Source organism: Streptomyces sp. CLV115 (assembly GCF_038448545.1).
Classification (GTDB): domain Bacteria; phylum Actinomycetota; class Actinomycetes; order Streptomycetales; family Streptomycetaceae; genus Streptomyces; species Streptomyces sanglieri.
Genome location: NZ_JBCEWQ010000044.1, coordinates 34,839 through 54,307, shown reverse-complemented (window position 1 = coordinate 54,307; position 19,469 = coordinate 34,839). Strand labels below are relative to the sequence as shown.

Sequence of the window (19,469 nt, the reverse complement as noted above, 5' to 3'; positions counted from 1 at the left end):
GTTGCCCCCTGCCGCCCCTTCCCGTGATCGGGGGCTCCGCCCCCGGACCCCAGCTCCTCGAACGCCGGAGGGGCTGGGTTCCAGGTTCCGGGAGGGGCTGATCGCCAGGTGCCCGGGAAGGGCGGCAGGGGACAACGCCCCCCGCGGACGGCCCGATAGCATGCCGTACAACGATCCACCACCACCGTCACCAGCTACCGAGGAGCCACCCCATGGCAGGAGAACCGCAGCCCGACTGCCTGTTCTGCAAGATCGTCTCGGGTGAGATCCCGGCAACCATCGTCCGCGAGACCGAGACCACCGTGGCCTTCCGGGACATCAACCCGCAGGCCCCCACCCACGTACTCGTCATCCCGCGCGTCCACCACCCGGACGCCGCCGCGCTCGCCGCCGCCGAGCCCGGCATCGCCGCCGACATACTGCGTGAGGCCGGGCAGGTGGCCGCCGACGAGAAGATCGTGGACACCGGCTACCGGGTCGTCTTCAACACCGGCGCCGGTGCCGGCCAGACCGTTTTCCACGCGCACGCCCACGTCCTGGGCGGCCGCGGACTTCAGTGGCCCCCCGGCTAGAGCGGTCCGCACACCGTGTCCGTACGCGAACTCGTGGTCCTCGGCACCGCCAGCCAGGTCCCGACCAGGCACCGCAACCACAACGGCTACCTGCTGCGCTGGGACGGCGAGGGCATCCTCTTCGACCCCGGTGAGGGCACCCAGCGCCAGATGCTGCGGGCCGGTGTCGCCGCGCACGACATCGACCGGATCTGCGTCACGCACTTCCACGGCGACCACTCGCTCGGCCTGGCCGGGGTGATCCAGCGGATCAACCTCGACCAGGTCCCGCACCCGGTCACCGCGCACTACCCGGCGAGCGGGCAGCGCTTCTTCGAGCGGCTGCGCTACGCCACCGCCTACCGCGAGTCCGTCGAGCTGGCCGAGGCACCGGTCGCCGCCGACGGGGTGCTCGCCACCACCGACGCGTACACGCTCAGCACCCACCGGCTCTCGCACCCCGTCGAGTCGTACGGCTACCGGCTCGTCGAACCCGACGGGCGTCGCATGCTGCCCGCGAAACTGGCCGAGCACGGCATCAAGGGGCCCGACGTCGGCCGGATCCGGCGCGAGGGAGCCATCGGCGGCGTCACGCTGGACGAGGTCTCCGAGATCAGGCGCGGCCAGCGGTTCGCGTTCATCATGGACACGAGGCTCTGCGACGGCGTGCAGGTGCTCGCCGACGGCTGCGACCTGCTGGTCATCGAGTCGACCTTCCTCGACGAGGACGAACGGCTCGCCACCGACCACGGCCATCTGACCGCCGGACAGGCGGCCCGGGCGGCCCGGGACGCGGGAGTACGGCACCTCGTGCTGACGCACTTCTCGCAGCGCTACGACGACCCGGCCGCCTTCGAGACCCAGGCCCGTGCGGCGGGCTTCGAGGGCGAACTGACCGTCGCCCAGGACCTCAGCCGTATCGCCGTGCCCACCCGGCACCTCTGAACACATCAGCACCACATCAGCACCACCGTCTGTGAGCGTGAAATACCCGTGCCCCTTCCCAAAGCCGAACTCCACCTGCACATCGAAGGCACCCTCGAACCCGAGCTGGCCTTCGCGCTCGCCGCGCGCAACGGCGTCCAGCTGCCCTACGCGGACACCGAGGAGCTGCGCACCGCCTACCTCTTCGACGACCTGCAGAGCTTCCTGGACCTGTACTACGCGCTGATGGCGGTGCTGCGGACCGAGCAGGACTTCGAGGAGCTCGCCGATGCCTACCTCGCCCGCGCCGCGGCGCAGGGCGTCCGGCACGCGGAGATCTTCTTCGACCCGCAGGCGCACACCGCCCGCGGTGTCCCGATCGGCACCGTCGTCGAGGGGCTCGGCCGGGCGCTGGACCGCAGCGAGGAGAAGCACGGTGTCTCCACCCAGCTGATCATGTGCTTCCTGCGCGACGAGTCCGCCGAGTCCGCGCTGGAGACCCTGGAGGCGGCGAAGCCGTATCTGCACCGGATCAGCGCGGTCGGCCTGGACTCCGCGGAGGTCGGCCACCCGCCCGTCAAGTTCCGCGAGGTGTACGAGGCGGCCGGGGCGCTCGGCCTGCGCAAGGTCGCCCACGCCGGCGAGGAGGGCCCGCCCGAGTACATCCGGGAGGCGCTGGACGTTCTCGGGGTCGAGCGCATCGACCACGGACTGCGCTGCATGGAGGACCCGGAGCTGGTGGAGCGGCTGGTCGCGGACCGGGTGCCGCTCACCCTCTGCCCGCTGTCCAACGTACGGCTGCGCGCCATCGACACCCTGGAGGAGCACCCGCTGCGGGCCATGATGGACGCCGGGCTGCTCTGCACGGTGAACTCCGACGACCCCGCCTACTTCGGCGGATACGTCGGGGACACCTTCCACGCCGTCCACGAGGCGCTCGCCCTGGACCGGGAGCGGCTGCGCACCCTGGCCCGCAACTCCTTCGAGGCTGCCTTCCTCGACCACGACGAGGAGCGCAGGGCGCGCTATCTCTCCGAGGTCGAGGCGTACGCGTTCGACTGACCGGCCCCACCCGCCGGGCCGGCCGTCCGGAACGCGGTCCTGACCGGGCGCCTGCGGCGCACCGGCAGGCTGATCTCCGTGACGGCCTGCTCGGGCGCGCCCAGCCTGGGCACGGCGCCGGGCACCGCGCCGGTGGTGACGGCGAGCAGCGCGGCCGGGGCGCCGCCCCTGCGGCGCACCGATCCCGGCACCAGCGGACGGCCACCGGTGTGCAGGGCGACGGCCGTGACCGGGGCCGCCACCAGCAGCGTCACGGCGCCCAGGACCAGGCCCATGACCGGGTAGCCGGCCTGCTCGGAGAGCACGCTGCCGAGGACCGGTCCGCAGGCCACCCCGACGGACGAGGCGGAGCCCGCGAGGACCGCCCAGCGGCCGCGTACGTCCAGGGAGGCGGCCAGGCCGATCAGGTACGACAGGACCACGGGGTAGACCGTGTTCCAGAGGATCTCGCCGGTCGCGAACTGGCCGAGGTTCCCGGCCGACGAGCTCAGCACGATGCTCGCCGCGATGATCACGGTGCCCAGGCCGATCGGTACCGCCCGGCCGAGCCTGGCGCCCAGCACCCCGGCGCCCATCACTCCGAGCAGACCCGCACCGAGCGCGGCGGCGAACACCGCGCCGATGGTGACCTCGGAGAGCCCGACCCGGTCCACCCCGATCCGGCTGCTGACGCCCCACAGCGCGTTCTGCGCCATCGACCAGACGAGCATGCCGCCCGCGAGCACCAGCCCGGAGCGGCGGTGCGGCAGCCGGCCGGCGACCGGGGCGGCCGGACCGGCCGGTGTGGCACCGCCGAGCCGCGCCGTGGCGGGCCAGACGAGCAGGGCGACCACGGCGATCGAGGCGAACGGCAGCCGGTGGCCGCCGCCGAGGTGCGGGATCGACAGATACAGGGCGCCCGCCGTCGCGGAGACGCTGAGCAGCCCGAGGGACGAGGTGCGGTGCGGATCGCGCTGGGCGGCGATGCCCGCGGCGGCCACCGCGGTCGCCGTGCCGGAGCCGAAGCCGCCGAGCACCGCGCCCATGACCACCAGCGGCACCGACCCGGCCAGCGCGGCGCAGCCGTACCCCACCGCGGCCAGCACCAGCCCGATCCGGGCCGGTCGGCGCGGACCACAGGTCTCGACCCGGCCCGCCAGCGCGAACCCGGCGGTCGCCGAACTCACCAGCAGGGCACTGCCGACCAGGCCGGCCTGCGCCGTACTGAGGCCCAGATAGACGGAGAGCCGCCCGACGATGGTGGGGAGCAGATAGGCGGCGAGGTAACCGGCGGTGAACACGGCGACCAGGGGCCACGCGGCGCGAGGGCGCGAGGACATGGGCGTTCCTGAGGACATGCCTGAGGCGGCAGAGAAGGCAGGGGAGGGCAATGCGAGAAGAAGGGGGGCAAAGCTGGAAATGCGGGGAATTCGGGCCACTCTTCGGTAACTGTCACCGACTGGGCTCGCGGGCCAATTTGTATCAACTGCGGCCAGTCGACCGAAAGCCGCCCCAGTGTGATCTGGATCACATATGTGTTTACCTTCCGGGAGCCCGGGTAGCAGCGCATGTTTATGCAGGTGGGAGCCCGCATATGAGGCGCCGGGACGAGCCCTTCGCGGCCGACGGCGCGCACCCTCCGGTTACGGCGGCGCATCGGGCACACTGGCCAGATCTGCCACGACCGGGAGTGCAAGGTGAGCACGGACATTCCAGCGGACATTCCAGGTATCGACCCACTGGACGGGCTGCGCGCCCCGCAGGACCCGGACTGCGACGTCTTCCTCACCGGCACGGTCTTCCTCGACATCATCTTCACCGGCCTGGACAGCGCCCCGGTGCGCGGCACCGAGTCCTGGGCGCGCGGCATGGGCTCCAGTCCCGGCGGGGTCGCCAACATGGCGACCGCCCTGGCGAGACTGGGGCTGCACACCTCGCTGGCCGCCGCGTTCGGCGACGACCACTACGGGGAGTACTGCTGGGACGCCCTCGAACAGGGCGAGGGCATCGACCTGTCCATGTCGCACACCGTCCCCGGCTGGCACTCGCCGGTGACCGTCTCGATGGCGTACGAGGGCGAGCGGACGATGGTCTCGCACGGCCACGAGGCCCCCGGCCCCGCGGTCCCCGCCGGGGAACCCGCGTTCCCGTGCTGTCCGCCCCGCGCCCGTGCCGCCGTCGCCTCGCTCGCCCCCGGCCGCAGCGAGTCCTGGGTCGCCACCGCGGCCCGCAACGGTGCCCGGATCTTCGCCGACGTCGGCTGGGACGACACCGGCCGCTGGGACCTGGACGCCCTCACCGACCTGGAGCACTGCCAGGCCTTCCTGCCCAACGCCGAGGAGGCGATGCGCTACACCCGCACCGACTGCCCGCGCGCCGCCGCCCACGCCCTGGCCGAGCGCGTGCCGCTCGCCGTGGTCACCCTCGGCGCGGAGGGCGCCTACGCGGTGGACTCGGCGACCGGGGCGAGCGCCGAGGTGCCCGCGATCGAGGTCGAGGCGCTCGACCCCACCGGCGCGGGCGACGTCTTCGTCGCCGGTTTCGTCACCGGAACCCTGGCGGACTGGCCGCTGGCCGACCGGCTGGCCTTCGCCGGGCTGACCGCGGCCCTCTCCGTCCAGGAGTTCGGCGGATCGCTCTCGGCGCCCGGCTGGGCGGAGATCGGCGCCTGGTGGCAGCAGATCCGCACCTTCGCCGACCAGGACCCGGCCGCGCTCCAGCGGTACGCCTTCCTGGACGAGCTGCTGCCCGCCGCCGCCCGGCCCTGGCCGCTGCGCCGGGCGGTCCCCACGATCGGATTCCGCCACCCCTCCTGACCGGCGGACACGCCCGCCCCTTCGCGAGCCTGTACGAAAAAGCCCTCGGTGTTGCCGGTGCGGAGTCGTAGGCTTGGTAATCCGAGAGGTTGTCGATCGGCGAGAACCTTGCAACGGGAGGAATGTGCAGGCCACAGAGCCGGCCCATGACTCAGACACCCACAGCCCAGTCCCCTGCGCCGAGGCAGGCGCGAGCCCATTTCACCGTCCCCGCCAACCATCCGATGGTGACCGTTCTGGGCTCCGGCGACGCCTTGTTGCGCGTGATCGAGACGGCCTTCCCGGCGGCCGACATCCACGTCCGGGGAAACGAGGTCAGCGCCGCCGGTGACGCGACGGAAGTCGCGCTGATCCAGCGCCTGTTCGACGAGATGATGCTGGTGCTCCGCACCGGTCAGCCGATGACGGAGGACGCAGTGGAACGCTCGATCGCCATGCTCAGGGCGACTGAGAACGGCGAGGGGGACGGCGAGGAGACGCCGGCCGAGGTGCTCACCCAGAACATCCTCTCCAGCCGCGGTCGCACGATCCGCCCCAAGACGCTCAACCAGAAGCGGTACGTCGACGCGATCGACAAGCACACGATCGTGTTCGGCATCGGCCCCGCCGGTACCGGCAAGACCTATCTCGCCATGGCGAAGGCGGTCCAGGCCCTGCAGTCCAAGCAGGTCAACCGGATCATCCTGACCCGTCCCGCCGTCGAGGCGGGCGAGCGGCTCGGCTTCCTGCCCGGCACGCTCTACGAGAAGATCGACCCGTACCTGCGCCCGCTCTACGACGCGCTGCACGACATGCTCGACCCCGACTCGATCCCGCGGCTGATGGCGGCGGGCACGATCGAGGTGGCGCCGCTGGCGTACATGCGCGGCCGGACCCTCAACGACGCCTTCATCATCCTCGACGAGGCGCAGAACACCAGCGCCGAACAGATGAAGATGTTCCTGACCCGGCTCGGCTTCGACTCGAAGATCGTCATCACCGGTGACGTCACCCAGGTAGACCTGCCCAACGGCACCAAGAGCGGTCTGCGCCAGGTCCAGGAGATCCTGGACGGCGTCGAGGACGTGCACTTCTCCCGGCTCACCTCCCAGGATGTCGTCCGGCACAAGCTCGTCGGCCGTATCGTCGACGCGTACGAGAAGTACGACAACCGAGACAGCCACCAACGGAAGCAGTAGCAGCGCACCATGTCGATCGACGTCAACAACGAGTCCGGAACCGAGGTCGACGAGCAGGCGATCCTCGACATCGCCCGCTACGCGCTCGCGCGGATGAGGATCCACCCGCTCTCCGAGCTCTCGGTGATCGTGGTGGACACCGACGCCATGGAACAGCTCCACATCCAGTGGATGGACCTCCCGGGCCCGACCGATGTCATGTCCTTCCCGATGGACGAGCTGCGTCCGCCGGCCAAGGACGACGAGGAGCCCCCGCAGGGGCTCCTCGGTGACATCGTGCTCTGCCCGGAGGTCGCCAAGAAGCAGGGCGAGGACGCGGAGACCGGGCACTCCATGGACGAGGAGCTCCAGCTCCTCACGGTCCACGGAGTGCTGCACCTCCTCGGGTACGACCACGAGGAGCCGGACGAGAAGGCCGAGATGTTCGGCCTCCAGGCCGCGATCGTCGACGGCTGGCGCGCCGAGCACGGCCTGACCGGGCCGTCGCCCGCCCCCACCGTCTCGTGAGCGTTCCTCTCGTCCTCGGGGCCGTTCTGCTGGTCGTGGTCGGCTGGCTGGCGGCCTGCGCGGAGGCGGGCATCGCCCGGGTCTCCAGCTTCCGGGCCGCCGAGGCGGTCCGCTCCGGTCGGCGCGGCAGCGGGAAGCTGGAACAGGTCGCGGCGGACCCGACCCGTTATCTCAACGTCGCCCTGCTGGTCCGGGTCGCCTGTGAGATGTCGGCGGCCGTGCTCGTCACGTACGCCTGTCTGAAGGAGCTCCCGGAGACCTGGGAGGCGCTGGCCGTCGCCATGGGCGTGATGGTCCTCGTCTCCTACGTCGCCATCGGCGTCTCGCCGCGCACCATCGGCCGTCAGCACCCGCTGAACACCGCCACCGCCGCGGCGTACGTCCTGCTGCCGCTGGCCAGGGTCATGGGCCCGATCCCGCAACTGCTCATCCTCATCGGCAACGCGCTGACCCCGGGCAAGGGGTTCCGCAAGGGCCCGTTCGCCAGCGAGGCCGAACTGCGCGCGATGGTCGACCTCGCCGAGGCGGAGTCGCTGATCGAGGACGAGGAGCGCCGCATGGTGCACTCCGTCTTCGAGCTCGGTGACACGCTGGTGCGCGAAGTCATGGTGCCGCGCACGGACCTGGTCTGCATCGAGCGCTACAAGACGATCCGGCAGGCGCTGACCCTGGCGCTGCGCTCCGGCTTCTCGCGGATCCCGGTCACCGGGGAGAACGAGGACGACATCGTCGGCATCGTGTATCTCAAGGACCTGGTCCGCAAGACCCACATCAACCGCGAGTCGGAGGCCGACCTGGTCTCCACCGCGATGCGGCCGGCGTCCTTCGTGCCCGACACCAAGAACGCCGGTGACCTGCTGCGCGAGATGCAGCAGGAACGCAGCCACGTCGCCGTCGTGATCGACGAGTACGGAGGCACGGCGGGCATCGTCACCATCGAGGACATCCTCGAAGAGATCGTCGGCGAGATCACCGACGAGTACGACCGCGAACTCCCGCCCGTCCAGGAGCTGGGGAACGACTGCTTCCGGGTGACCGCGCGCCTTGACATCGGCGACCTCGGGGAGCTGTTCGGCCTCGACGAGTACGACGACGAGGACGTGGAGACCGTCGGCGGACTGCTGGCCAAGGCGCTGGGGCGGGTGCCGATCGCCGGGGCCTCGGCCGTCGTCGACCTGCCCGACGGCCGTCGGCTGCGGCTGACCGCGGAGTCCCCGGCGGGCCGCCGCAACAAGATCGTCACGGTGCTGGTGGAGCCGGTGCCGGACCAGGGGGAGGACGAGGGATGACCCCGCAGCAGCTCAGGGCGTTCTGCCTGGAGTTCAACGCGAGCGCCGAGGAGTTCCCGTTCAGCCCCGAGATCTTGGTCTTCAAAGTGCTCGGCAAGATGTTCGCGCTCAGCACGCTGGACGCCCGGCCGCTGACGGTGAACCTGAAGTGCGATCCGGACGAGGCGGTGCGGCTGCGGGAGAAGTACGACGCGGTGGTGCCGGGCTGGCACATGAACAAACGGCACTGGAACACGGTGACGGTGTCCGGGGTGCCGGACCGGGTGCTCCGCGAGCTGATCGAGGACTCCTACGACCTGGTGGTGGCGGGACTGCCGAAGGCGCAACGGCTCAGGCTCGACCGGCCGTAGGCGGTGCGCGTGCCCGTGCGCCCGGTTCGTATGCTCGGCACATGACTGAGAGCACCGACCTCGGCGCCGAGGACCGCAAGATCGTCACGCTGGCGCGCAGCGCCCGCGCCCGCAACGGTGTGCCGGAGGGCGCGGCCGTACGGGACGAGACCGGACGTACCTATGTCGCCGGCACCGTCCGGCTGGAGTCGCTGAAGCTCAGCGCGCTGCAGACCGCCGTGGCGATGGCCGTGGCCAGCGGAGCCACCTCGCTGGAGGCGGCCGCAGTCGTCTCCGAGGCGCAGACCCCGTCGGACGAGGACCGTGCCGCGGTACGGGACCTGGGCGGCCCGGACACCCCCGTCCTGCTCGCCGGGCCCGACGGCACCCTGCGGATCAGCGTGACGGCCGGCTGACGGCGGATGCGGCCGGGCGGCTGGTGACGGACGCGGTCGAGATCCCTCCGGCACAGGGATCTTGACAGCATCTGATGGACCATCAGTCGGCGCGTTTCGCTGCCATTGACTTCTTTTCGGCCGGAGCCGTCAATGGGCCCCCGTCGGCGCGGAGAGCCGCTGCGCCGCATCCGCAGGAGGGGGCTCCATGCGTCCGACCGACCGAAGAATCAGCATGCGAAGATCCGGCGCCCGGGGGCGGCCCGGACACCGCCGCCGCTGGGCCGCCGCGCTGGGCGTGGGCGCGCTCGTCGTGGCCGGGGGAGGGGTGCTCGCGGGCCCCGCGCAGGCCATGGTCACCGCCTCGGTGCCGGTGGACTTCCCCACCCACTGCATCCCGCCGGCCATCGCCGGCATCCCGCCGATCGACGGGACGACGAAGGCCTCGATCACCGTCGACAACGCCGCCCCGAAGGTGGGCGACACGGTCACCGTGACGTACACCGTCGTCGAAGCGGCCGCGAGCAACCCGGTCGATCTGGCACTGCCCGCCGACATCATGACGCCGACCGGCAAGGTCACCGTCGGCGGTGCGCAGAGCGCGAGCGTCACCGTCGCGGGCCCGAAGAAGAACGACCCGGTGCCCGGCAAGGGCACCTTCCCGTCGTTCTCGATGACCGGCACCTTCACGGTCACGGCGCCCGGCTCGATCACCCTGTCGCCCGGCGACTACAACATCCACACCAGCTACATCATGGAGCTGGATACCCCCTGCACGGTGACCGACCCGCCCGCCCCCGTCTCCGAGACGATCATCGCGACGGACGACGGCGGCCAGGTCAACGAGCGCGCCATCCGGCTCGGGGCCGCGTCCGGCAAGGCGGGCGACGAGGTCGCCGTCACCGGGTCGAAGTTCGCCCCGGGCGCGGACATCACCCTCGCCGGCCGGGCCGGTGACAGCCCGACCGCCGACACGGCCACCGTGAAGGCGGACGGCTCCGGCGGCTTCAGCGGCCGGCTCACCGTCAACGACCCGGCGACCACCGGCATCGTCGCCTACGAGGGCGGCGCCTGGGACCCGGCCAAGGGCGCGGGCCCGCAGGCCTACACCGTCACCGGTGGCGGCGGCGAGATCCCGGACGGCAGCCAGCGGCTCAACACCTCCGTCCAGGCGGGCACGCTCGCCATGCTCCAGGCCGGGGACACCGTCGAGATGTCGGCGGTCGACTTCGGCCGGGGCGGCGCCTCCCGCGGCTCCCTGCAGACGGTGACGGTCGAGGACTTCCGCGGCGGCCCCGCGGGCTGGTCCCTGACCGGAAAGGTCACCGACTTCCAGGGCCCCGGCGGCGCGACGATCGGCGCGTCCGCACTCTCCTGGACCCCGGTCTGCGCGACGAAGCCCGGCAGCCCGAGCACCTGCGCGGCGGGTTCCGCGGGACCGGTCGGCAGCGCGGGCGCCACCCTGGCGTCCACACCGAACGGGACCTTCACCGGCGGCGAGTTCACCGTCGACGCCCGGCTCGCGCTGAACGTACCGGCGTACACCGCCCCCGGCGCGTACTCCGGCGTGCTCACCCTCACCCTCACGTGACCGAGCGCTCCCGAGCAACCGGCGGTCCGGGCGCGCACCCGCCCGGACCGTCCGTCCCGACCACCACCCGGGGGTTTTGAACCGTGCGCCACATCCGTGTACTGCTCCTGGCCGGCGTCCTCCTGCTGATCGGCGCGCCCGCGGCCGACGCCGCGGACAACGGCAGCTGGTCGGTCTTCCCGGCCACCGCACGGGCCGGCCAGCGCCCGTACTTCTACCTCTCGGCCGACCCCGGCGCCACGCTCCACGACAAGGTCACCGTCACCAACAGGACGGACCGGCCGCAGACCTTCCGGCTGTACGCCGCCGACGCCTACAACACCGCCCGCGACGGCGGCTTCGCCGTCCGCACCCGCGACGAGAAGCAGAGCTCGGTCGGTGCCTGGGCGAGGACCGGCCGCGACCGGGTCACCGTCGAGCCGCACGGCTCGGTCACCGTCCCGGTCACCATCGCCGTGCCCGAGAACGCCGAACCGGGCGACCACCCTGGCGCGCTCGTCGCACTGGACGAGCGCATCGACCCCGCCGACGCCGGTGCCGTCGCCGTCGGCATCCAGAAGGCGGTCGGCGCCCGGATCTATCTGCGGGTCAACGGTCCGACCATGCCCGCCCTCTCCGTGGACGACGTCCGGGTCGAGCACAGCCAGCCCCTGGTCCCCGGCACCGGGAAGAGCCGGGCCGTGATCTCGTACACGCTCCACAACCGGGGCAATGTCACCCTCAGCCCCAAGGTCGCCCTCAAGGCCGAGGGCCTCTTCGGCCGAACCCTGCTCGCCCGCGACCTGAAGAAGATCCCCTCCGAACTGCTGCCCCGCCAGCAGGTCCGGCTGACCGAGCAGTGGGCCGGCGCGCCCCAGCTGGAATGGGGCGAGATCCGGCTGACCGCGAGCGCCCGCGAGACCCGGGAGTCCGCCACCGCCTCGTACTTCGCGCTGCCCTGGCTGGTCGCCGGGATCCTGCTGGTGATCGTCGGCGGGGGCACGGGGATGTGGATACGGGCCCGCCGGGGCCGCACCCGCACCGCCTGAGACGACATCCGACAGGCCCCGCCGCGGCCCTTGGTGCGGCGGGGCCGCCGGGATCGGGGACAATGGGCGCCATGAGCGTTCGACCTGACACAGATGCCGCCGCGCAGCAGGCCGCGGGCAAAGCCCCCCACCGGGCCGGTTTCGCCTGCTTCGTGGGCCGCCCCAACGCGGGCAAGTCCACCCTCACGAACGCTCTGGTCGGCCAGAAGGTGGCGATCACCTCCAACCGGCCGCAGACCACCCGGCACACCGTGCGCGGCATCGTGCACCGTGACGACGCGCAGCTGATCCTGGTCGACACGCCCGGTCTCCACAAGCCGCGCACGCTGCTGGGCGAGCGTCTCAACGACGTCGTACGGACCACCTGGGCCGAGGTCGACGTCATCGGCTTCTGCCTGCCGGCCGACCAGAAGCTCGGCCCCGGCGACAAGTACATTGTCAAGGAACTCGCGGGCATCAAGAAGACCCCGAAGATCGCCATCATCACCAAGACCGACCTGGTCGACTCCAAGCAGCTCGCCGAACAGCTGCTGGCCGTCTCCCGCCTCGGCGAGGAGCTCGGCTTCGAGTGGGCCGAGATCATCCCGGTCTCCGCGGTCAAGGACACCCAGGTCGGTCTGCTCGGCGACCTGATCGCCCCGCTGCTCCCCGAGAGCCCGCCGCTCTACCCGGAGGGCGACCTCACCGACGAGCCCGAGATGGTCATGGTCGCGGAACTGATCCGCGAGGCCGCGCTCGAAGGCGTACGGGACGAGCTGCCGCACTCCATCGCGGTCGTCGTCGAGGAGATGCTGCCGCGCGAGGGCCGCCCGGCGGACAAGCCGCTGCTCGACATCCACGCCAACGTCTACATCGAGCGCCCGAGCCAGAAGGGCATCATCATCGGCCCGAAGGGCAAGCGGCTGAAGGACGTCGGCACCAAGTCCCGCAAGCACATCGAGGCGCTGCTCGGCACTCCGGTCTTCCTGGACCTCCATGTGAAGGTCGCGAAGGACTGGCAGCGCGACCCGAAGCAGCTGCGCAAGCTCGGCTTCTGAGTCCGGCCCGGTCCGGCGGCCGGAGGGCGGCGCAGTTGCCCGAAGCCGCTGTGGCCCTCCGGGGCCGTGGGGTGCGAGGGCGGCCGCGGGGGTGGGCCCGAAACGGCTGCGCAAGCCCGGCTTCCGAGCCGGGCCACCGGGAGACCGGTCTCACGCGCCCTCCTTCAGGACGCGTGAGATCAGTGCCCGCTGGGCGTCGGTCAGCCTCGGGTCCGCGCAGTGGACCGTCCGGTCGCCGACCGTGATCGCGTACCGGAAGCCGTCCGGCACACCGCGGGGCGGGGTGTCGTGGCCCGCCGCGAGCGCCGTCTCGGCCAGCGCCTCCCACTCCGGCGCGTCGGCCAGCCCGGCGGTGTCGACCTCGCGGCGGCGTGCGATGCCGGCGAAGCCGCCGGTCCTGCTGACCTGGATCCGCATGTGGTGTCCTCCAACGCCGGGCGGGCCGGGCAAGGGGCCGGAACCGCGTCATGCGGTCGGAACGCCCACCTCCGACCACGCCTTCAGGACGGCCTCGGCCTCGTCGCCCTCGCCGAAGCGGCTGCGGGCGGCGGCGACCGTCAGCCGGGCGAAGTCCGCGAAGTCCGCGTCCACGGCCAGTTGACCACCTGTGAGCACATCGAACCAGAGCTGACCGGCCCGCTCCCACGCATTGCCGCCGAGCGCCGTCGCCAGCAGATAGAACGCGCGGTTCGGAATGCCCGAGTTGAGGTGCACCCCGCCGTTGTCCTCGCCGGTGTGGACGTAGTCCTCCATCGAGGCCGGCTGCGGGTCCTTGCCCAGCACGTCGTCGTCGTACGCCGTGCCCGGCGCCTTCATCGAGCGCAGCGCGACGCCCTGGACGCGGGGTGCGAGCAGTCCGGCGCCGATCAGCCAGTCCGCCTGGTCGGCGCTCTGGCCCAGCGAGTACTGCTTGACCAGGGAGCCGAAGACGTCGGACATGGATTCGTTGAGCGCGCCGGACTGGCCGTAGTAGCTCAGATTGGCGGTGTACTGGGTCAGGCCGTGGGTCAGCTCGTGGCCGATCACGTCGATGGCGACGGTGAAGTCCAGGAAGATCTCGCCGTCCCCGTCGCCGAAGACCATCTGCTCGCCGTCGAAGAAGGCGTTGTTGTACTTCTCGTCGTAGTGCACGGAACCGATCAGCGGCAGTCCGTTGCCGTCGATCGAACGGCGGCCGTACGCCTTGAGCAGCAGTTCGAAGGTGGCGCCGAGGCCCGCGTACGCGCGGTTCACGCTCGCGTCCTTCGTCGGATCCTGGCCCTCGGCGCGGACCTTGGTGCCGGGCAGCTGTGTGCCGTTGCGGCAGTCGTACAGGACGCGCTCGGGCTTGTCGGACACCTCCCCGTCGGACGCGGGGGCGACGGGCACGGTGACGACCGTGGCCATCTGGCGGCGGGTGCGGCGGGCGGCGTCGCCCTCCAGGGTGCGACGGGAGGGCCCGGCGAGATCGGGGTTGTCGGACTGCGACAGCTTGTCGAGGACATGAGGCGGCACGATCGTGCAGAAGACGGGCTGGAACCCGTGCTGAGACTGAGGGTGCATGCAGCCGACTGTGGCAGCAGGTAACCGCTATGTCACTGGTTGCGATCAGGATTGACGAAATGGAGTGATCGATCACGGTTGGGCGTTTCCGGCGCCCGGTCCCGCATACTGATACGGGACCGACGCATCGGGCGCCTCTCGGTTAGTCTCGTCGCATCATGCGTTTCGGGCTGCTTCTTCTTAGCTGCCGCGGCGAGGGCCTGTAGTCGTAGGCCGACCCCCTCCCCGCGGAGTCTGGTGTTGCAGCGACACAGTCGGCCGTCCCACCTGGTTGGACCCCGAGGAGCCGTACGCCATGACCGCCGCAAATCCCGCTCAGTCCTCCGCCGAAGCCGCTGTCGGCCGCCCGACGCCGATCACCAACGCGACTCGGCTGCAGAAGCCGTCCGGGATGCCGATCCACAAGTACGGCGGCTACGAGGCCGTCGAGATCCCCGACCGCACCTGGCCGGACAACCGGATCACGGTCGCGCCCCGCTGGCTCTCCACCGACCTGCGCGACGGCAACCAGGCCCTGATCGACCCGATGTCGCCGGCCCGCAAGCGCGAGATGTTCGATCTGCTCGTACGCATGGGCTACAAGGAGATCGAGGTCGGCTTCCCGTCCTCCGGCGAGACCGACTTCGCGTTCGTCCGCTCCATCATCGAAGAGGGCGCGATCCCCGAGGACGTGACGATCTCCGTCCTGACACAGGCCCGCGAGGACCTGATCGAGCGGACCGTCGAGTCCGTCGTCGGCGCCCGCCGCGCCACCGTGCACCTGTACAACGCGACGGCGCCCACCTTCCGCCGGGTCGTCTTCCGCGGCTCCAAGGACGACATCAAGCAGATCGCCGTGGACGGCACCCGGCTGGTCATGGAGTACGCGGAGAAGCTGCTGGGCCCGGAGACGACCTTCGGCTACCAGTACAGCCCCGAGATCTTCACCGACACCGAGCTGGACTTCGCCCTGGAGGTCTGCGAGGCGGTCTGTGACGTCTGGCAGCCCGAGGAGGGGCGCGAGATCATCCTCAACCTGCCCGCGACCGTGGAGCGTTCGACGCCGTCCACGCACGCGGACCGGTTCGAGTGGATGTCGCGCAACCTGTCGCGCCGCGAGTTCATCTGCCTGTCGGTCCACCCGCACAACGACCGCGGCACCGCCGTCGCCGCCGCCGAACTGGCCGTCATGGCCGGCGCGGACCGGGTCGAGGGCTGCCTGTTCGGCCAGGGCGAGCGCACCGGCAACGTCGACCTGGTCACCCTGGGCATGAACCTGTTCTCGCAGGGCGTCGACCCGCAGATCGACTTCTCGCAGATCGACGAGATCCGCCGCACCAGCGAGTACTGCAACCAGATGGAGGTCCACCCGCGCCACCCCTACGCGGGCGACCTGGTCTACACCGCCTTCTCCGGCTCCCATCAGGACGCCATCAAGAAGGGCTTCGACGCCATGGAGGCCGACGCGGCCGCCCGGGGAAAGACGGTCGACGACATCGAGTGGGCGGTGCCGTACCTGCCGATCGACCCGAAGGACGTCGGCCGCAGCTACGAGGCCGTCATCCGGGTCAACTCGCAGTCCGGCAAGGGCGGAATCGCCTACGTCCTGAAGAACGACCACAAACTGGACCTGCCGCGCCGGATGCAGATCGAATTCTCCCGGATCATTCAGGCCAAGACGGATGCCGAGGGCGGCGAGGTCACGCCGGCGCAGATCTGGTCCACGTTCCGCGACGAGTACCTGCCCAGCCCGGAGAACGCCTGGGGCCGCGTGCAGATCCGCACCGGCCAGACCACCACCGGCTCCGACGGCAAGGACACGATCACCGTCGAGGCGACCGTGGACGGCGCGGACACCGTGCTGACCGGTACCGGCAACGGACCGATCTCCGCGTTCTTCGAAGCGCTGCAGGCCATCGGCATCGACGCCCGGCTGCTGGACTACACCGAGCACACCATGAGCGAGGGTGCCAGCGCCCAGGCCGCCTCGTACATCGAGTGCGCGATCGACGGAAAGGTCCTGTGGGGCATCGGCATCGACGCCAACACCACCCGGGCCTCGCTGAAGGCGGTCGTCTCCGCGGTCAACCGCGCCACCCGCTGATCCGGCGCCCGCGAGGGCGTTCCGCCGCACGGCCGGGAACCCCGTCCACCCGCTTCCGGGGGGCGGGGTTCGGCCATCTCCGGGCGGTTGTGACGGGCGAGGTACTGACGCCACATCACGACTGTGGTTAACATCACGTCCACACGGCAATGTTGCCGGAGGGGGCACCTCCCGTGCTTTTAGGGCTACGGGGGAGTTACGGAGGTGTGCGACGTGCGGTCAGGCATGGGACAACGCGCCATGAAGCTGCGTATCTGCGGCATCCGCACCGTCTGGGACCCCGTCGGCGACGGCGAGTTCTTCTGCCCCGGCTGCGGCGGCGACCGCAACTACCGCAGGCTCACCGGCCGTCGGCGCTTCGCGGTGCTCGGCGTGCCGATGCTGCGGCGCGGCACCGTCGGCCCGGTCGTCGAATGCGCCGCCTGCCACGAGCACTTCGGCACCGACGCGCTCGACCACCCCACCACCACCCGGCTCTCCGCCATGCTCCGGGACGGCGTCCACACCGTCGCGCTCGGCGTCCTCGCGGCCGGCGGCACCACCTCCCGCACCGTACTGGAGACCGCGGCCACCATCGTGCGCGGCGCCGGGTTCGACGACTGCACCGAGGAACAGCTCTGCACCGTCGTCGAGGTCCTCGCCGCCGACACCGGCCAGGGCTCCGCCTTCGACCCCGCGGCCGATGCGTGCGGAGCGGCCCTCGCCATCGAACTGCACGAGGCGCTGGAACCCCTCGGCCCGCACCTCGCCCCCGCCGGACGCGAATCGATTCTGCTCCAGGGCGCCCGGATCGCCCTCGCCGACGGACCGTACGGGCAGGCGGAGCGCGAGGTGCTGACCACGGTCGGCGGCGCGCTCCAGCTCTGCGCCCAGGACACCGCCCGGCTGCTCGCCGAGGCGGCGCGCACGCCCTCCTGACCCGCCCCGGCCCCGGCCGCCCTCCCCGTACCGGACAATGGACGCATGAGCTTGTTCCGGGACGACGGCGTGGTGCTGCGCACGCAGAAGCTGGGCGAGGCCGACCGGATCATCACGATCCTGACCCGCGGCCACGGCCGGGTGCGCGCCGTCGCGCGCGGGGTGCGCCGCACGAAGTCCAAGTTCGGGGCCCGGCTGGAGCCCTTCTCCCACGTCGACGTGCAGTTCTTCGCCCGGGGCAGCGAGCTGATCGGCCGCGGGCTGCCGCTCTGCACCCAGAGCGAGACGATCGCCCCCTACGGTGGCGGCATCGTCACCGACTACGCCCGCTACACCGCGGGCACCGCGATGCTGGAGACCGCCGAGCGGTTCACCGACCACGAGGGCGAGCCCGCGGTCCAGCAGTACCTGCTGCTCGTCGGCGGGCTGCGCACCCTCGCCCGCGGCGAACACGAGCCGCATCTCATCCTCGACGCGTTCCTGCTGCGCTCGCTGGCCGTCAACGGCTACGCACCCAGCTTCGAGGACTGCGCCAAGTGCGGAATGTCCGGACCGAACCGGTTCTTCTCGGTCTCGGCGGGGGGCGTCATATGCGGCGACTGCCGGGTGCCCGGCAGCGTCGTACCCTCGGCTGAGGCCGTCACACTGCTGAGCGCACTGCTCAGCGGCGACTGGGAGACGGCGGACGCGTGCGAGGCGCGTCATGTCAGGGAGGGGAGCGGACTGGTGTCCGCCTATCTGCACTGGCATCTGGAGCGCGGGCTGCGCTCACTGCGGTACGTAGAGAAGTGACACAGGCAGATCAGGCACAGGGAGCGAGACAGTTCATGGCAGTACGCGGGATGCTCGGCGGCCGTAACCGGCGCGACTACAAGACCCCGGAGCCGCACCCCTCCGGTGCCACGCCCCCGAAGATCCCCGGCGAGCTGGTGCCCAAGCACGTGGCCGTCGTGATGGACGGCAACGGCCGCTGGGCCAAGGAACGCGGCCTCCCGCGCACCGAGGGCCACAAGGTCGGCGAGGGCGTCGTCATGGACGTGCTCAAGGGCTGCATCGAGATGGGCGTGAAGAACCTCTCGCTGTACGCGTTCTCCACCGAGAACTGGAAGCGGTCCCCGGAGGAGGTGAAGTTCCTGATGAACTTCAACCGGGACGTGATCCGCCGCCGCCGCGACGAGATGGACGAACTGGGCATCCGCATCCGCTGGGTCGGCCGCATGCCCAAGCTGTGGAAGTCCGTCGTCCAGGAGCTCCAGGTCGCCCAGGAGCAGACCAAGGACAACGACAGGATGACGCTGTACTTCTGCGTCAACTACGGCGGCCGGGCCGAGATCGCGGACGCGGCGCAGCGGATCGCCCAGGACGTCGCGGCCGGGAAGCTCGACCCGTCCAAGGTCAACGAGAAGACCTTCGCGAAGTACATCTACTACCCGGACATGCCGGACGTGGACCTCTTCGTCCGCCCCAGCGGCGAGCAGCGCACGTCCAACTACCTGATCTGGCAGAGCGCCTACGCCGAGATGGTCTTCCAGGACGTGCTCTGGCCGGACTTCGACCGCCGTGACCTGTGGCGGGCCTGTCTGGAATTCGCCCAGCGGGACCGTCGCTTCGGCGGTGCGGTGGAGGCGGGTACCGCGGAGCCGGCCGTCTGACCCTGCCGTTACGATTCCGCCCCATGACAACTCAGGGGCGGGAACCGGAAGGGGCCGTGGTCGAGCTGGAGTACCAGCCGACCACGGCCGATTTCGCGGAGGCGCTGAACGCCCGCGCGAAGATCAGCAGAAGTGGCCGTATGCAGCGCAAGCTGCTGATTCTGATGCCGGCGCTGGCCGTGCTGATGGGCATCACGATCGCGAGCGGCCGGCGTGGCCCGGGGGCGCCGGTCTGGGTGGGGCTCGTCTTCGTGATGCTGGCCGTGGTCCTGACGCCCTGGCTCCAGGGCCGGCAGCTGTACCGGTTCGCCGTGCGCCAGGGCAGCTGCCGCACGGTGGTGCGCGAGACCGGCATAGAAGTGGCCACGGACCACAGCACCATGACCGTCCACTGGCCGATGGTGCCCCGCTACCGGGAGACTCCGCAGCTCTTCGTGCTGTTCAGCGGCGACAAGCAGGCCACCGGGATCACCATGCTGCCCAAGCGCGGCCTGCGCGGGCCGGAAGACCTCGACCGGCTGCGGAGCGTGCTCGACCGCAACGTGCAGAGGCTCTGAGACGGGCTCGGGGCCGGGGACGCCGGCCCCG

Annotated in this window: 20 protein-coding genes; 17 read left to right on the top strand and 3 right to left on the bottom strand. The window is 71.0% G+C overall.

Features of this window, described 5'->3' with window-relative positions; translation table 11 throughout:
* Positions 1-212 precede the first annotated feature (212 nt).
* The 3 genes from AADR41_RS17570 to AADR41_RS17560 are packed head-to-tail and all read left to right on the top strand — an operon-like array spanning position 213 to position 2,537.
* Positions 213-572 (top strand): histidine triad nucleotide-binding protein, encoded by a 360-nt coding sequence (locus AADR41_RS17570; RefSeq protein WP_124717777.1) that lies wholly within the window; start codon positions 213-215, stop codon positions 570-572.
* A gap of 15 nt (positions 573-587) precedes the next feature.
* Positions 588-1,496, top strand: a complete 909-nt coding sequence (locus AADR41_RS17565) for a ribonuclease Z (protein WP_342282349.1) — start codon at positions 588-590, stop codon at positions 1,494-1,496.
* A 48-nt stretch (positions 1,497-1,544) separates the two neighbouring features.
* A complete protein-coding gene (locus AADR41_RS17560) occupies positions 1,545-2,537 on the top strand; it encodes an adenosine deaminase (protein ID WP_342282348.1) in 993 nt (330 codons plus the stop codon).
* On the opposite strand, the gene AADR41_RS17555 is transcribed toward AADR41_RS17560, so the two are convergent.
* Positions 2,501-3,856 (bottom strand): MFS transporter, encoded by a 1,356-nt coding sequence (locus AADR41_RS17555; RefSeq protein ID WP_342282347.1) that lies wholly within the window; start codon positions 3,854-3,856, stop codon positions 2,501-2,503. The two genes, AADR41_RS17560 and AADR41_RS17555, sit on opposite strands and share 37 nt — an antisense overlap.
* Positions 3,857-4,225: 369 nt before the next feature.
* Between AADR41_RS17555 and AADR41_RS17550 the strand changes: the two genes are divergently transcribed.
* The 9 genes from AADR41_RS17550 to era all read left to right on the top strand — a co-directional run bounded on the left by AADR41_RS17550 (position 4,226) and on the right by era (position 12,686).
* Complete coding sequence (locus AADR41_RS17550) at positions 4,226-5,332, top strand: carbohydrate kinase family protein (protein WP_342282353.1); 1,107 nt, start codon at positions 4,226-4,228, stop codon at positions 5,330-5,332.
* Between the two features lie 146 nt (positions 5,333-5,478).
* Positions 5,479-6,510, top strand: coding sequence for a PhoH family protein (locus AADR41_RS17545; RefSeq protein ID WP_342282346.1), 1,032 nt, complete (start codon positions 5,479-5,481; stop codon positions 6,508-6,510).
* A gap of 9 nt (positions 6,511-6,519) precedes the next feature.
* The gene (gene ybeY / locus AADR41_RS17540; protein ID WP_124717782.1) at positions 6,520-7,017 is read left to right on the top strand and encodes an rRNA maturation RNase YbeY; all 498 of its coding nucleotides are present in this window, start codon (positions 6,520-6,522) and stop codon (positions 7,015-7,017) included.
* Positions 7,014-8,306, top strand: coding sequence for a hemolysin family protein (locus AADR41_RS17535; RefSeq protein WP_342282345.1), 1,293 nt, complete (start codon positions 7,014-7,016; stop codon positions 8,304-8,306). Before ybeY ends, AADR41_RS17535 begins: the two co-directional genes overlap by 4 nt.
* On the top strand, positions 8,303-8,656 hold the full coding sequence (locus AADR41_RS17530; protein ID WP_342282344.1) for an MmcQ/YjbR family DNA-binding protein: 354 nt from the start codon (positions 8,303-8,305) through the stop codon (positions 8,654-8,656). The genes AADR41_RS17535 and AADR41_RS17530 overlap by 4 nt, the downstream gene beginning before the upstream one ends.
* A gap of 41 nt (positions 8,657-8,697) precedes the next feature.
* A complete protein-coding gene (locus AADR41_RS17525; protein ID WP_342282343.1) occupies positions 8,698-9,051 on the top strand; it encodes a cytidine deaminase in 354 nt (117 codons plus the stop codon).
* Between the two features lie 214 nt (positions 9,052-9,265).
* A complete protein-coding gene (locus AADR41_RS17520) occupies positions 9,266-10,621 on the top strand; it encodes a beta-xylosidase (RefSeq protein WP_342282352.1) in 1,356 nt (451 codons plus the stop codon).
* 83 nt (positions 10,622-10,704) lie between these two features.
* On the top strand, positions 10,705-11,649 hold the full coding sequence (locus AADR41_RS17515) for a WxL protein peptidoglycan domain-containing protein (protein ID WP_342282342.1): 945 nt from the start codon (positions 10,705-10,707) through the stop codon (positions 11,647-11,649).
* Between the two features lie 62 nt (positions 11,650-11,711).
* Positions 11,712-12,686 (top strand): GTPase Era, encoded by a 975-nt coding sequence (gene era / locus AADR41_RS17510; RefSeq protein ID WP_124717787.1) that lies wholly within the window; start codon positions 11,712-11,714, stop codon positions 12,684-12,686.
* A 150-nt stretch (positions 12,687-12,836) separates the two neighbouring features.
* Here the strand turns inward: era and AADR41_RS17505 are convergent, their stop codons facing one another.
* Together AADR41_RS17505 and AADR41_RS17500 are read right to left on the bottom strand one after the other, a co-directional pair.
* Entirely contained in the window at positions 12,837-13,103 is a 267-nt protein-coding gene (locus tag AADR41_RS17505) for a protealysin inhibitor emfourin (protein ID WP_342282341.1), read from the bottom strand.
* A gap of 48 nt (positions 13,104-13,151) precedes the next feature.
* On the bottom strand, positions 13,152-14,228 hold the full coding sequence (locus tag AADR41_RS17500) for a M4 family metallopeptidase (protein WP_342282340.1): 1,077 nt from the start codon (positions 14,226-14,228) through the stop codon (positions 13,152-13,154).
* Between the two features lie 295 nt (positions 14,229-14,523).
* Between AADR41_RS17500 and leuA the strand changes: the two genes are divergently transcribed.
* The 5 genes from leuA (at position 14,524) to AADR41_RS17475 (ending at position 19,438) form a co-directional block, all read left to right on the top strand.
* Positions 14,524-16,311: a 2-isopropylmalate synthase gene (gene leuA / locus AADR41_RS17495; RefSeq protein WP_342282339.1), complete on the top strand. Its 1,788-nt coding sequence runs from the start codon at positions 14,524-14,526 to the stop codon at positions 16,309-16,311.
* A 240-nt stretch (positions 16,312-16,551) separates the two neighbouring features.
* Entirely contained in the window at positions 16,552-17,229 is a 678-nt protein-coding gene (locus tag AADR41_RS17490) for a TerB family tellurite resistance protein (protein ID WP_342282338.1), read from the top strand.
* Positions 17,230-17,274: 45 nt separating this feature from the next.
* Positions 17,275-18,021: a DNA repair protein RecO gene (gene recO, locus AADR41_RS17485; protein WP_342282337.1), complete on the top strand. Its 747-nt coding sequence runs from the start codon at positions 17,275-17,277 to the stop codon at positions 18,019-18,021.
* A 35-nt stretch (positions 18,022-18,056) separates the two neighbouring features.
* Complete coding sequence (locus tag AADR41_RS17480; RefSeq protein ID WP_259927430.1) at positions 18,057-18,881, top strand: isoprenyl transferase; 825 nt, start codon at positions 18,057-18,059, stop codon at positions 18,879-18,881.
* A gap of 23 nt (positions 18,882-18,904) precedes the next feature.
* Complete coding sequence (locus AADR41_RS17475; protein ID WP_342282336.1) at positions 18,905-19,438, top strand: YcxB family protein; 534 nt, start codon at positions 18,905-18,907, stop codon at positions 19,436-19,438.
* Positions 19,439-19,469: the final 31 nt, after the last annotated feature.

Bases quoted from the DNA above. Each gene is read 5' to 3' on its own strand.
- AADR41_RS17570 (WP_124717777.1), top strand. From the start codon at position 213: ATGGCAGGAGAACCGCAGCCCGACTGCCTGTTCTGCAAGATCGTCTCG.
- AADR41_RS17555 (WP_342282347.1), bottom strand. From the start codon at position 3,856: ATGTCCTCGCGCCCTCGCGCCGCGTGGCCCCTGGTCGCCGTGTTCACC.
- AADR41_RS17545 (WP_342282346.1), top strand. From the start codon at position 5,479: ATGACTCAGACACCCACAGCCCAGTCCCCTGCGCCGAGGCAGGCGCGA.
- ybeY (WP_124717782.1), top strand. From the start codon at position 6,520: ATGTCGATCGACGTCAACAACGAGTCCGGAACCGAGGTCGACGAGCAG.
- AADR41_RS17530 (WP_342282344.1), top strand. From the start codon at position 8,303: ATGACCCCGCAGCAGCTCAGGGCGTTCTGCCTGGAGTTCAACGCGAGC.
- AADR41_RS17525 (WP_342282343.1), top strand. From the start codon at position 8,698: ATGACTGAGAGCACCGACCTCGGCGCCGAGGACCGCAAGATCGTCACG.
- AADR41_RS17520 (WP_342282352.1), top strand. From the start codon at position 9,266: ATGCGAAGATCCGGCGCCCGGGGGCGGCCCGGACACCGCCGCCGCTGG.
- era (WP_124717787.1), top strand. From the start codon at position 11,712: ATGGGCGCCATGAGCGTTCGACCTGACACAGATGCCGCCGCGCAGCAG.
- AADR41_RS17505 (WP_342282341.1), bottom strand. From the start codon at position 13,103: ATGCGGATCCAGGTCAGCAGGACCGGCGGCTTCGCCGGCATCGCACGC.
- AADR41_RS17500 (WP_342282340.1), bottom strand. From the start codon at position 14,228: ATGCACCCTCAGTCTCAGCACGGGTTCCAGCCCGTCTTCTGCACGATC.
- leuA (WP_342282339.1), top strand. From the start codon at position 14,524: ATGACCGCCGCAAATCCCGCTCAGTCCTCCGCCGAAGCCGCTGTCGGC.
- AADR41_RS17490 (WP_342282338.1), top strand. From the start codon at position 16,552: ATGAAGCTGCGTATCTGCGGCATCCGCACCGTCTGGGACCCCGTCGGC.
- recO (WP_342282337.1), top strand. From the start codon at position 17,275: ATGAGCTTGTTCCGGGACGACGGCGTGGTGCTGCGCACGCAGAAGCTG.
- AADR41_RS17480 (WP_259927430.1), top strand. From the start codon at position 18,057: ATGGCAGTACGCGGGATGCTCGGCGGCCGTAACCGGCGCGACTACAAG.
- AADR41_RS17475 (WP_342282336.1), top strand. From the start codon at position 18,905: ATGACAACTCAGGGGCGGGAACCGGAAGGGGCCGTGGTCGAGCTGGAG.